This window comes from Nonomuraea ceibae (genome assembly GCF_019396325.1).
GTDB classification, from domain to species: domain Bacteria; phylum Actinomycetota; class Actinomycetes; order Streptosporangiales; family Streptosporangiaceae; genus Nonomuraea; species Nonomuraea ceibae.
In genome coordinates this window covers 21,634-33,639 of sequence record NZ_JAHKRO010000028.1, presented here as the reverse complement: position 1 = coordinate 33,639, position 12,006 = coordinate 21,634, and the positions used below count along the sequence as shown (strand labels likewise).

At 71.6% G+C, this 12,006-nt stretch carries 9 protein-coding genes; 3 read left to right on the top strand and 6 right to left on the bottom strand.

Annotated features, from left to right (window positions below):
* Positions 1-2: 2 nt before the first annotated feature.
* The 6 genes from KME80_RS19680 to pyrR are packed head-to-tail and all read right to left on the bottom strand — an operon-like array spanning position 3 to position 8,011.
* The gene (locus KME80_RS19680; RefSeq protein ID WP_246645242.1) at positions 3-869 is read right to left on the bottom strand and encodes a dihydroorotate dehydrogenase electron transfer subunit; all 867 of its coding nucleotides are present in this window, start codon (positions 867-869) and stop codon (positions 3-5) included.
* Between the two features lie 22 nt (positions 870-891).
* Entirely contained in the window at positions 892-4,179 is a 3,288-nt protein-coding gene (gene carB / locus KME80_RS19675; RefSeq protein ID WP_219507231.1) for a carbamoyl-phosphate synthase large subunit, read from the bottom strand.
* Positions 4,166-5,272 carry a glutamine-hydrolyzing carbamoyl-phosphate synthase small subunit gene (carA, locus tag KME80_RS19670; protein WP_219507230.1) on the bottom strand — a complete coding sequence of 369 codons (1,107 nt, stop codon included), beginning with the start codon at positions 5,270-5,272 and terminating at the stop codon, positions 4,166-4,168. Before carA ends, carB begins: the two co-directional genes overlap by 14 nt.
* Positions 5,269-6,555, bottom strand: coding sequence for a dihydroorotase (locus KME80_RS19665; RefSeq protein ID WP_219507228.1), 1,287 nt, complete (start codon positions 6,553-6,555; stop codon positions 5,269-5,271). Before KME80_RS19665 ends, carA begins: the two co-directional genes overlap by 4 nt.
* Complete coding sequence (locus KME80_RS19660) at positions 6,552-7,469, bottom strand: aspartate carbamoyltransferase catalytic subunit (protein WP_219507227.1); 918 nt, start codon at positions 7,467-7,469, stop codon at positions 6,552-6,554. Before KME80_RS19660 ends, KME80_RS19665 begins: the two co-directional genes overlap by 4 nt.
* Positions 7,466-8,011: a bifunctional pyr operon transcriptional regulator/uracil phosphoribosyltransferase PyrR gene (gene pyrR, locus KME80_RS19655; protein WP_219507225.1), complete on the bottom strand. Its 546-nt coding sequence runs from the start codon at positions 8,009-8,011 to the stop codon at positions 7,466-7,468. Before pyrR ends, KME80_RS19660 begins: the two co-directional genes overlap by 4 nt.
* A gap of 146 nt (positions 8,012-8,157) precedes the next feature.
* On the opposite strand from pyrR, the gene KME80_RS19650 reads away from it, so the two are divergent.
* Genes KME80_RS19650 through KME80_RS19640 form a run of 3 tightly spaced genes read left to right on the top strand, consistent with a single transcriptional unit; the run spans position 8,158 to position 11,723 of the window.
* Complete coding sequence (locus KME80_RS19650) at positions 8,158-9,402, top strand: arginine deiminase (RefSeq protein WP_219507223.1); 1,245 nt, start codon at positions 8,158-8,160, stop codon at positions 9,400-9,402.
* Positions 9,403-9,411: 9 nt separating this feature from the next.
* Complete coding sequence (locus KME80_RS19645) at positions 9,412-10,833, top strand: amino acid permease (protein WP_219507222.1); 1,422 nt, start codon at positions 9,412-9,414, stop codon at positions 10,831-10,833.
* Positions 10,833-11,723, top strand: coding sequence for a universal stress protein (locus KME80_RS19640; RefSeq protein ID WP_219507221.1), 891 nt, complete (start codon positions 10,833-10,835; stop codon positions 11,721-11,723). The genes KME80_RS19645 and KME80_RS19640 overlap by 1 nt, the downstream gene beginning before the upstream one ends.
* Positions 11,724-12,006 lie beyond the last annotated feature (283 nt).

Sequence of the window (12,006 nt, the reverse complement as noted above, 5' to 3'; positions counted from 1 at the left end):
CCTCAGCCGGCATGGCGAGCACCGCCCCCCGGGGCGCCGAGAGCGTCGAACGGGATCGTTCCCACGTCCTCGAAGCGCACCCGTTCCCCCCGGAACACCGGCCCCTCCGCACACGCCCGGACCATCCGGGTGACGCCGTCGTCGCCGATGACCGGCAGCACGCACGTCATGCAGACGCCGATGCCGCACGCCATCGCCTCCTCCACCGCCACCTGCACCGGGATGTCGAACTCCATCGCCACCGCGGTCACCGCCCGCAGCGACTCCATCGGCCCGCACGCGTAGACGGCGTCGGCGTGCGTGTCGGCGATCACCGACGGCAGCGCGTCGGTGACCCGGCCGCGCACGCCGAGCGAGCCGTCCTCGGTCGTCAGCGTGGTCGTCTCGGCCATCCGCCGGGCCCGCATCGCGCCGAACACCCGGTCCGCGCTGGCCGCGCCGAGCACGAAGTCGACCCGGCAGCCGCGCTCCAGCAGAGCGTCGGCCAGCGGGAACAGCACGGCCGAGCCGTACTCGGCGCCGACCAGCACGCAGTGCACCGGATCGCGCGGCAGCGGGAACGGCCGGCCCAGCGGGCCGACCAGGTCCAGCGTGTCGCGGGCGCGCCGCTCGGCCAGCCACGCCGTGCCGGGACCGCGCACGGTGAAGACCAGCTCCACCGTGCCACCGTAATCAGACTTGACGTCGTGGATGGACAGGGCGCGCCGCGTCACCATGGACGTGCCGGCGCCCCCGGCCGCGACGGAGACGAAGTGGCCGGGGCGGTAGCGCTCGGCGATGCCGGGCGCCACCACGGTCAGCGCATGGTAGGCGTCGACCCGGCGCGTCGTCAGCACCGTGCCCGTCACCTGCACCGGAGTGCCGGCCAGTCTGCTTCACCTCCTGGGGGAGCTAGCCCCGTAGTGCCTGCGCGTGCTCCTGGAGGGACCGTACGCCGACGTCGCCCCGCACGATCGCCTGGATGCCCGCCGCGGCGGCGGCGAGCCCGGAGACGGTGGTGATGCACGGCACGCCGCGCAGCACCGCCGCGGTGCGGATCTCGTAGCCGTCGAGGCGCGGCCCGGACTGGCCGGGGCTGCCGAACGGCGTGTTGACGATCAGGTCGATCTCGCCGTCCAGGATGCACTGCACGATCGTGGGCTCACCTCCGGGACCGGTCCCCTCGCTGTGCTTTCGCACGATCTTGGCATGGACGCCGTTGCGGCGCAGCACCTCGGCCGTGCCCTCGGTGGCGAGGATCTCGAACCCGAGGTCGGCGAGCGCCTTCACCGGGAAGATCATCGCACGCTTGTCGCGGTTGGCGACGGATACGAACGCGCGTCCCTTCGTCGGAAGCTCACCGTACGCCGCGGCCTGCGACTTGGCGAAAGCCGTGCCGAAGAACGCGTCGATGCCCATGACCTCGCCCGTCGAGCGCATCTCCGGCCCGAGCACGATGTCGACGCCGCGGAAGCGGTTGAACGGCAGCACCGCCTCCTTGACCGCGATCGAGGCGTCCAGCGGCAGCGTGCCGCCGTCGCCGCCGGTCGGCAGCATGCCCTCGGCGCGCAGCTCGGCGAGCGTGGCGCCGAGCATGACCCGGGCCGCCGCCTTGGCCAGCGGCACCGCGGTCGCCTTGGACACGAACGGCACCGTGCGGCTGGCGCGCGGGTTGGCCTCCAGGACGTACAGGACGCCGGCCGACATCGCGTACTGGACGTTGAGCAGGCCGCGCACGCCCACCCCGGCGGCGATGGCCTCGGTGGCGGCGCGGATGCGCTTGATGTCGTGGCTGCCGAGCGTGATGGGCGGCAGCGCGCACGCCGAGTCGCCGGAGTGGATGCCGGCCTCCTCGATGTGCTCCATGACGCCGCCCAGATAGAGCTCGGAGCCGTCGTAGAGGGCGTCGACGTCGATCTCGATGGCCTCGTCGAGGAACTTGTCGACCAGCACCGGGTGGCCGCCCTCCTGGGCCGCCATGTAGGTGGTGAGCGTCTCGTCGTCGTAGACGATGGCCATGCCGGCGCCGCCGAGCACGTACGAGGGCCGCACGAGCACCGGGTAGCCGATCTCCTCGGCGACGGCCAGCGCCTCGGCGACCGTGGTGGCGGTGCCGTGCTTGGGCGCCGGCAGCCCGGCCTCGGCCAGCACCCGGCCGAACGCGCCGCGCTCCTCGGCCAGGTGGATCGACTCCGGCGAGGTGCCGACGACGGGCACGCCCGCGTCCTTGAGCGCCTGCGCGAGGCCGAGCGGCGTCTGGCCGCCGAGCTGCACGATGACCCCGGCGACGGGGCCGGTCTGCTGCTCGGCGTGCACGACCTCCAGGACGTCCTCCAGCGTGAGCGGCTCGAAGTAGAGCCGGTCGGAGGTGTCGTAGTCGGTCGAGACGGTCTCCGGGTTGCAGTTGACCATGACGGTCTCGAACCCGGCCCTGGCCAGCTCGAACGAGGCGTGCACGCACGCGTAGTCGAACTCGATGCCCTGCCCGATGCGGTTGGGCCCGGAGCCGAGGATGATCACCTTCTCGCGCTCGCCGTAGGGAACCTCGCTCTCCTCGTCGTAGGCCGAGTAGAGGTAGGGCGTGCGGGCGGCGAACTCGGCGGCGCAGGTGTCGACGGTGTTGTAGACGGGCCGCAGGCCGAGCGCGTGACGCAGGTCGCGGACGCGGGCCTCGTCGATGCCGCGGATCTCGCCGATCTGCGCGTCGCTGAAGCCGTGGCGCTTGGCCCGCTGGAGCGTCTCGGCGGTCAGGTCGTCGGCCGCCGCGAGCTCGCGGGCCTCCTCGTCCAGCAGGAAGAGCTGGTCGAGGAACCACGGGTCGACGCTGGTCGCCTCGAACAGCTCCTCGGGCGTGGCGCCCGCCCTGATCGCCTGCTGCATGGTGCGCAGCCGGCCGTCGTGCGGGACGCGGCACTCCTCCAGCAGCTCGTCCTTGGGACGCACCTCGCCGGCCCAGGTGAAGGACGAGTCCTTCTTCTCCAGCGACCGCAGCGCCTTCTGCAGCGCCTCGGGGAAGGAGCGGCCGATGGCCATCGCCTCGCCCACGGACTTCATGTGCGTGGTGAGCGTGCGGTCGGCGCCGGCGAACTTCTCGAAGGCGAAGCGCGGCACCTTGACCACGATGTAGTCGAGGGTCGGCTCGAAGGAGGCCGGGGTCTCCTTGGTGATGTCGTTGGGGATCTCGTCGAGCGTGTAGCCGATGGCCAGCTTGGCGGCGATCTTGGCGATCGGGAAGCCGGTGGCCTTCGAGGCGAGCGCCGACGAGCGCGACACGCGCGGGTTCATCTCGATGACGATCATGCGGCCGGAGCGCGGGTCGACCGCGAACTGGATGTTGCAGCCGCCGGTGTCGACGCCGACCTCGCGGATGACCGCGATGGCCACGTCGCGCATGTTCTGGTATTCGCGGTCGGTCAGGGTGAGCGCGGGCGCGACGGTGACGCTGTCGCCGGTGTGGACGCCCATCGGGTCGATGTTCTCGATCGAGCAGACGATGACGACGTTGTCGGCCTTGTCGCGCATCACCTCCAGCTCGTACTCCTTCCAGCCGAGGATGGACTCCTCCAGGAGCACCTCGGTGGTCGGCGAGGCGTCGAGCCCGGCCCCGGCGATGCGCCGCAGGCCCTCCTCGTCGTAGGCGAAGCCGGAGCCGACGCCGCCCATCGTGAACGACGGCCGCACCACCAGCGGGTAGCCGAGCTCGCCGGCGGCGGCCAGCACCTCGTCCATCGTGTGGCAGATGAGCGAGCGGGCCGACTCGGCGTTGAGGCCGTGCTCGCGGGCGACCTTGGCGACGATCTCCTTGAACTTCTCGCGGTTCTCGCCGGCCTGGATGGCGTCGAAGTCGGCGCCGATCAGCTCGACGTCGTAGCGCTCCAGCACGCCCGCCTCGTGCAGCGCGACCGCGGTGTTGAGCGCGGTCTGGCCGCCGAGCGTGGGCAGCAGCGCGTCGGGCCGCTCCTTGGCGATGATCTTCTCGACGAACTCGGGGGTGATGGGCTCGACGTAGGTGGCGTCGGCGAACTCCGGGTCCGTCATGATCGTCGCCGGGTTGCTGTTGACCAGGATGACCCGGAAGCCCTCGGCCCGCAGCACGCGGCACGCCTGGGTGCCGGAGTAGTCGAACTCGCACGCCTGCCCGATGACGATCGGACCGGAGCCGATCACCAGGACGGAGCTGATGTCCTCACGCTTGGGCACGACGCATGACCTCACAGAACTCGTCGAACAGGTAGGCCGCGTCGTGCGGCCCGGCGGCGGCCTCGGGGTGGTACTGCACGCTGAAGGCGCGCCCGTCGAGCAGGCGCAGCCCCTCCACGCAGCGGTCGTTGAGGTTGACGTGGCTGACCTCGGCCGGCCCGTACGGGGTGTCGAACGGGCCGTCGAGCGGCGCCTCGACGGCGAAGCCGTGGTTGTGGGCGGAGATCTCCACCTTGCCGGTGCGCACGTCCTGGACGGGCTGGTTGACGCCCCGGTGGCCGTAGCGCAGCTTGTAGGTGGAAAGGCCCAGGGCGCGGCCGAAGATCTGGTTGCCGAAGCAGATGCCGAAGAACGGCACCCGGGCCTCCAGGACCTGCCGCAGCGCGGTGACGTCGACGGTGGCGGGGTCGCCCGGCCCGTTGGACAGGAACACCCCGTCGGGCTCGACGGCCATGATCTGCTCGAACGTGGCTCCGGCGGGCAGCACGTGCACCTCGCAGCCGCGCTCGGCCATCCGCTGCGGCGTCATGCCCTTGATGCCCAGGTCGACGGCGGCGACGGTGAACCGCTTCGCGCCGACGGCCGGCACCACGTACGGCTCGGCCGTGGTGACCTCGCCGGACAGGTCGGCGCCCTGCATGCGGGGCGACTGCCGGACGCGCTCGACGAGCTCCTCGACCGGCTCCGACGGGGCGGAGAAGATGCCGGCCCGCATGGCGCCGCGCTCGCGCAGGTGGCGGGTGAGCGCCCGGGTGCCGGGGATGGCGATGCCGACGACGCCCTGGTCCTTGAGGTAGTCGCCGAGCGAGCGGGTGGCCCGCCAGTTGGAGACCACCCGGGACGGCTCGCGCACCACGTAGCCGGCGACCCAGGCGCGGCCCGACTCGGGGTCCTCGTCGTTGACGCCGGTGTTGCCGATGTGCGGGGCCGTCATCGCGACGATCTGACGGTGGTAGGAGGGGTCGGTCAGGGTCTCCTGGTAGCCGGTCATGCCGGTGTTGAAGACCATCTCGCCGAAGGTCTCGCCTTCGGCGCCGTAGGGAGTTCCGTGGAAGACTCGGCCGTCTTCCAGGACGAGAACCGCGTTGGTCACGCCAGCTTCCCTTCGAGAACGGTGGGCTTGCCCCTCAGGAACGTCGCCACGACCCGGCCGGGCAGGGTCATGCCCGTGTACGGGGTGTTGCGGCTCTTGGACGCGAACGCTGAGGGGTCCACCTCGGTGCGGACGGACGGGTCGTACAGGGTGATGTTGGCCGGTGAGCCGGGCTCGATCGGGCGGCCCTGGCCCGCCAGGCGGCCGATGCGCGCGGGCGCGGCCGACATGCGGTCGGCGACGCCCGCCCAGTCGAGCAGGCCGGTGTCGATCATGGCCTCCTGCACCACGCTGAGCGCCGTCTCCAGGCCGACCATGCCCATGGCGGCGGCCGACCACTCGGTCTCCTTGTCCTCCACCGGGTGGGGGGCGTGGTCGGTGGCCACGACGTCGATGGTGCCGTCGGCCAGCGCCGCGCGCAGCGCCTCGACGTCGGCGCGGGTGCGCAGCGGCGGGTTGACCTTGTAGATGGGGTTGTAGGCGCCGGCCGGCGACTCCTCGACGAGGTCGTCGGTCAGCAGCAGGTGGTGCGGGGTCACCTCGGCGGTGATGTTCCAGCCCTTGGACTTGGCCCAGCGCAGGATCTCGACCGAGCCGGCGGTGGAGACGTGGCAGACGTGCAGGCGGGAGCCGACGTGCGCGGCCAGCAGGCAGTCACGCGCGATGATCGCCTCCTCGGCGACCGCCGGCCAGCCGGTCAGGCCGAGTCTGCCGGAGACGACGCCCTCGTTCATCTGGGCGCCCTCGGTGAGCCGGGGCTCCTGGGCGTGCTGGGCCACGACGCCGTCGAACGCCTTGACGTACTCCAGCGCGCGGCGCATGAGCACGGCGTCGCTGACGCACTTGCCGTCGTCGGAGAAGACGCGGACGCGGGCGGCGGAGTCGGCCATCGCGCCGAGCTCGGCGAGCTGGCGGCCGTCGAGGCCGACCGTGACGGCGCCGACCGGGTGCACGTCGCACAGGCCGTACTCGCGGCCGAGCCGCCAGACCTGCTCCACGACGCCGGCGGTGTCGGCGACGGGCGAGGTGTTGGCCATCGCGTGCACGGCGGTGTAGCCGCCGCGGGCCGCCGACTGGGTGCCGGTGAGCACGGTCTCGGCGTCCTCGCGGCCCGGCTCGCGCAGGTGGGTGTGCAGGTCGACGAGGCCGGGCAGCGCGACGGCGCCCTGCCCGTCGATCACCTCGCCGCCGGTCAGGCCGGTGCCGACCTCGGCCACGACGCCGTCGGCTATGCGGATGTCGACCGGCTCGCCGCCGAGAATCCGGACGTTGTGAATGATCACGCGATCTCCCCCCCGAGGAGCAGGTACAGCACGGCCATGCGGATGGTCACCCCGTTGGCGACCTGCTCGACGATCGTCGAGCGGGGCGAGTCGGCCACCTCGGCGGCGATCTCCATGCCCCGGTTCATCGGACCCGGGTGCATGACGATGGCCTCCTCCGGCAGCTTGGCGAACCGGTCACGGTCGAGGCCGTAGCGCCGGGAGTATTCGCGCTCGCTGGGGAAGTAGGCGGCGTTCATCCGCTCCTTCTGCACGCGCAGCATCATCACCGCGTCGGACTTGGGCAGCACGCCGTCGAGGTCGTAGGAGACCGCGCACGGCCAGGTGTCGACCGAGACCGGCAGCAGCGTCGGCGGGGCCACCAGCGTGACCTCGGCGCCGAGCGTGTGCAGCAGCAGCACGTTGGAGCGGGCGACCCGGCTGTGCAGCACGTCGCCGACGATCGTGATGCGGCGCCCGTCGAGCGAGCCGAGGCGGCGGCGCATCGAGAAGGCGTCGAGCAGCGCCTGGGTGGGGTGCTCGTGGGTGCCGTCGCCGGCGTTGACCACGCTGCCGTGCACCCAGTTGGCCAGCCGGTGCGGCGCGCCGGACGAGCCGTGCCGGATGACGACGGCGTCGGCGCCCATCGCCTCCAGCGTCAGCGCGGTGTCCTTGAGCGACTCGCCCTTGGAGACGCTCGACCCCTTCGCCGAGAAGTTGATCACGTCGGCGGACAGCCGCTTGGCCGCCGCCTCGAACGAGATCCTGGTGCGGGTGGAGTCCTCGAAGAACAGGTTGACCACCGTGCGCCCGCGCAGCGTGGGCAGCTTCTTGATGGAACGTTCCGAGACTCTCGCCAGCTCCTCGGCGGTGTCGAGGATGAGCAGCGCGTCGTCGCGGGTGAGGTCGCCGGCGGAGATGAGATGACGGTTCATCTGGCGTCCTCCTTCATGAGCAGGACCGCGTCGCGCCCGTCGATCTCCTGCAGGAAGACCTTGACCTTCTCGCTCTTGGCCGTGGGCAGGTTCTTGCCGACGTAGTCGGCGCGGATCGGCAGCTCGCGGTGGCCGCGGTCGACGAGCGTGGCGAGCTGGACGGCGGTCGGCCGGCCGAGGTCGTTGAGCGCGTCGAGGGCGGCGCGGACGGTGCGGCCGGAGTAGAGGACGTCGTCGACGAGGACGACGGTCCGGCCGTCGATGCCGTCGGCGGGCACCTCGGTGCGGCCGAGCGGGCGGACGGGGCCGCGGCGCAGGTCGTCGCGGTACATGGTGATGTCGATCGAGCCGACGGGGATCTTCAGCCCCTCGAACTGCTCGATGCGGTCACCGAGCCGGCGGGCCAGCGTGGCGCCGCGGGTCGGGATGCCGAGGAGGACGACTTCGTCGGCGCCCTTGGTTCGTTCGAGGATCTCGTGCGCGATGCGCGTGAGCGCCCGATGGATGTCCGGGCCTTCGAGCACGGCCCTGGATTCGGACATGAGGGATTCACCACCTTTCCCGCCTCACAGGACGGGTCTTAAAGGATGCTGGTCGGCACACACAGTACCAGGCGGCTACCAGCGGCAACGGCGGGGTAGGCGTCAGGTGATGGGTCACACAGAGGGTTTCCGGGGATAGAGGGAAAATGACATTTCACGTCGATTCGGAGGTGGGCCGGCTCCACCAGGTCCTGTTGCACCGGCCGGAGCTGTCGCTGAAGAGGCTGACGCCGTCCAACAAGGACGCCTTCCTCTTCGACGACGTGCTGTGGGTGCAGCGGGCGGTCGAGGAGCACCGCGAGTTCGAGCAGGTGCTGCGCGGCCGGGGCGTCGTCGTGCACCTGCTGTCGGACCTGCTCGGCGAGACGGTGGAGATCCCCGAGGCGCGCAAGCACATCCTGGACGCGGTCGTGGACGAGCGGTGGCTGGGCCCCGTGGCGGTCGACGACATCCGCAACGCGCTCGACGCCATGGACGCCGGCACGCTGTCCACGTACCTGACCGGCGGCATCACCCGCGGCGAGCTGGCCGCGCTGGGCTGCGAGCCGCGGTCGGTGGCCTTCCACACGCTCGGCCGCGACGACTTCATCCTGCCGCCGCTGCCCAACCACCTGTTCACCCGCGACACCTCCTGCTGGGTGTACGACGGCGTGTCCATCAACGCCATGAAGAAGAAGGCGCGGATGCGCGAGACGGTGAACATGGAGGCGATCTACCAGTTCCACCCGATGTTCGCCGGCGGCTTCGACCGGCCGGGGCCGGGCGGCTACCACGTGTGGATGCCGGGGCACGCGGTGGCGCCGGCCACGCTGGAGGGCGGCGACGTGCTCGTCATCGGGCGCGGCGCGGTGCTCGTCGGGATGAGCGAGCGCACCCAGCCGCAGGCCGTGGAGATGCTGGCCCGCAACCTCTTCAGGGCCGGCTCGGCGCGCCGCATCGTGGCGCTCAACATGCCGAAGGCCCGCGCGTTCATGCACCTCGACACCGTCATGACGATGCTGGACGAGGGCGTGTTCACCAAGTACGCCGGGCTCGGCATGCTGCCCGCCTACACGATCGAGCCCGGCCGCAACGACAAGGAGCTGCTGGTCACCGACCATCCGCCGCAGGACATGCACGCCGCCATCGCGCACGCGCTCGACCTGCCGGAGATCACCGTGCTGACGCCGACGCAGGACGTCTCCGCCGCCGAGCGCGAGCAGTGGGACGACGGCTGCAACGGCCTGGCCGTCGAGCCGGGCGTCGTCATCGCCTACGAGCGCAACACCACGACCAACAACTACCTGCGCGACAACGGCATCGAGGTCATCACCATCCGGGGCAGCGAGCTCGGCCGGGGCCGGGGCGGGCCGCGCTGCATGAGCTGCCCGCTCGAACGCGACGGCATCTGAGGGCCCGCCGTGTCACTGATCCGCGGCCTGCTGCGCACCAAGCCGGCCGAGCGCATCGTCGCCGAGGGCGGCCGGGGCGAGGGCGGCGAGCTGCGCCGCACCATGTCGCTGTGGCAGCTCACGCTCTTCAGCGTGGGCGCCACGCTGGGCACCGGCATCTTCGTCATCCTCGGCCAGGCCGTGCCCAAGGCCGGACCGGCGGTGGTGCTGGCGTTCGTGCTGGCGGCGATCACCGCCCTGTTCTCCGCGCTGTCGTACGCCGAGCTCGCCGGGACCATCCCGGTGTCCGGCTCGTCCTACTCCTACGCGTACGCGACCATGGGCGAGCTCGTGGCCTGGGTGTGCGGCTGGTGCCTCATGCTGGAGTACGCCGTCTCCGTCGCCGCCGTCGCCGTCGGCTGGGGCGAGTACCTCAACGCCTTCCTGTACGGCCTGACCGGCTGGACGCTGCCCGACGCCGTCACCCGCTCGCCCGGCCAGGACGGCGGCGTCGTCAACGTCACCGCGATCCTCATCGTGCTGCTTGCCACCTGGGTGCTGCTGCGCGGCTCCTCCGAGAGCGCCACGGCCAACAGCGTGTTCGTGCTCATCAAGATCGCCGTGCTGGTGTTCTTCTGCGTGGTGGCGTTCACCGGCTTCCAGGCGGGCAACTTCGCCCCGTTCGCGCCGATGGGCGTCGCCGGGGTGACGGCCGCCGCGTCGCAGGTGTTCTTCTCCTACATCGGCTTCGACGCCGCCTCCACCGCGGGCGAGGAGGCCAAGAACCCCAAACGCGACCTGCCGCTGGCCATCGTGCTGTCACTGGCCGTCGTCACCCTGCTGTACGTGCTCGTCGCGCTGGCCGCCATCGGTGCCATGCCGTGGACGGACTTCGACCCCGAGAGCACCGAGGCCAGCCTGTCGCTCATCGCCGACCTGGCCACCGGCTCCACGTGGGCGGGGCTCGTCGTCTCGTTCGGCGCGGTGATCGCGATCGCCAGCGTCGTCCTGACCGTCATGTACGGCCAGACGCGCATCCTGTTCGCCATGTCCCGCGACGGGCTCGTGCCGCGGATCTTCCAGCGGGTCAACCCGCGCCGCCAGGTGCCGGTCGCCAACACGCTCATCGTCACGCTGTTCATCGCGGTGCTGGCCGGGCTCGTCCCGCTCGGCCAGCTCGCCGAGGCCACCAGCATCGGCACGCTGTTCGCCTTCGCCATCGTCAACGCCGGCGTGCTCGTGCTCCGCTACCGGCGCCCCGACCTGCCGCGCAGCTTCCGCGCCCCGCTGTTCCCCCTCACGCCGGTGCTCGGCGTCATCCTGTGCGTCCTGGTGATGGCCGGCCTGGCCGGGGTCACCTGGGCGGCGTTCGGCCTGTGGATGCTGGCCGGGCTCGTCTGTTACTTCCTGTACGGCTACCGCCACTCGCGGTTGAACGCCGAGGTGCGCTGATGCGGTTCGAGAACGTGCTGACCGGATTCATCCCGGAGGCCCGGGGCCGCGACGGGCTGACGCTGGCCGTGCTGCTGGCCAGGCAGACCGGCGCGCGGCTGACGGTCGCCGCCGTCAAGCCGCCCGCCTGGGGCCCGCCGGGACCGGCGCGCGCCGACGCCGGGGCGTGGGCCGCCTACCTCGACGAGCAGGCCGCCGCCACCCTCGACCAGGCGCGCGAGCTGACCGGCGAGCTGGCCGGCAAGGAGATCGGGGAGAACGCCGCCTACCTCGCCTACACGCACAAGGGCAGCGGGCGCGGGCTGGTGGAGCTGGCGCGCAAGCGCTCGGCGGACGTGGTCGTCATCGGGTCGGCGCCCGGCGGCGGCAAGGACCGCATCGCCCTCGGCAGCACCGCCGACCAGCTCCTGCACGCCTCGCCGGTGCCGGTGCTGCTGGCCCCGCGCGGCTACGCCGACGAGCCGCCCGCCGCGCTTGAGCGCCTCACCGTCGCCTACCGGCGCGGCCCCGGCGCGGACGCCGCCGTCAAACGCGCCGCCGCCATCGCCGCCGGACTGGACCTGCCGCTGCGCCTGGTCACGCTGGTGCTCAGGAGCGGCCGCCCGGCCAGGGCCGAGGAGGAGATGCTGGCCCGGCTGCGCGACCAGGCCGCCGCCGACCTGAAGTCGGCCGCCCGGGGCCACCGGCGGCGCACCCAGGTGGAGGTGGAGATCCTGGAGGGCCGCAACGTCGCTCAGGCCATGCGCGCGGGCACGTGGCTGCCCGGCGAACTGGTCATCTGCGCCTCCAGCGACTCGGGGCCGCTCAGGCGGGTGTTCCTCGGCGACACCAGCATCAAGATCGTACGGGCGGCGACCAGGCCGGTCATGATCCTGACCCGTCAGCCCTGATCCGCTTTCGCCCCGGTGCCGAAACCGGCCCTGTTACTCGGCAAACTATGACGAAGTAGTGTTACCACCGGGACATGAGGGGCTTAAGTGGCGTTCCATACCGGATCGGATTCGGCATCTTTTTTCCAATCAGCTTGACCTTAGGCGTCCACCCCTTTACCGTCACTGAGCGTAACCAACACCGCGCGGCGTTCCCGGGGGCAGCCCGGGGGCCACGGCCACCCCATGGCGCCGGACCCGGCACCGTACCCCCGGTGGCTCAGGCATTCGCCGCAAGGGAGCA

Bases quoted from the DNA above. Each gene is read 5' to 3' on its own strand.
- KME80_RS19660 (WP_219507227.1), bottom strand. From the start codon at position 7,469: ATGAACCGTCATCTCATCTCCGCCGGCGACCTCACCCGCGACGACGCG.
- pyrR (WP_219507225.1), bottom strand. From the start codon at position 8,011: ATGTCCGAATCCAGGGCCGTGCTCGAAGGCCCGGACATCCATCGGGCG.
- KME80_RS19650 (WP_219507223.1), top strand. From the start codon at position 8,158: ATGACATTTCACGTCGATTCGGAGGTGGGCCGGCTCCACCAGGTCCTG.
- KME80_RS19640 (WP_219507221.1), top strand. From the start codon at position 10,833: ATGCGGTTCGAGAACGTGCTGACCGGATTCATCCCGGAGGCCCGGGGC.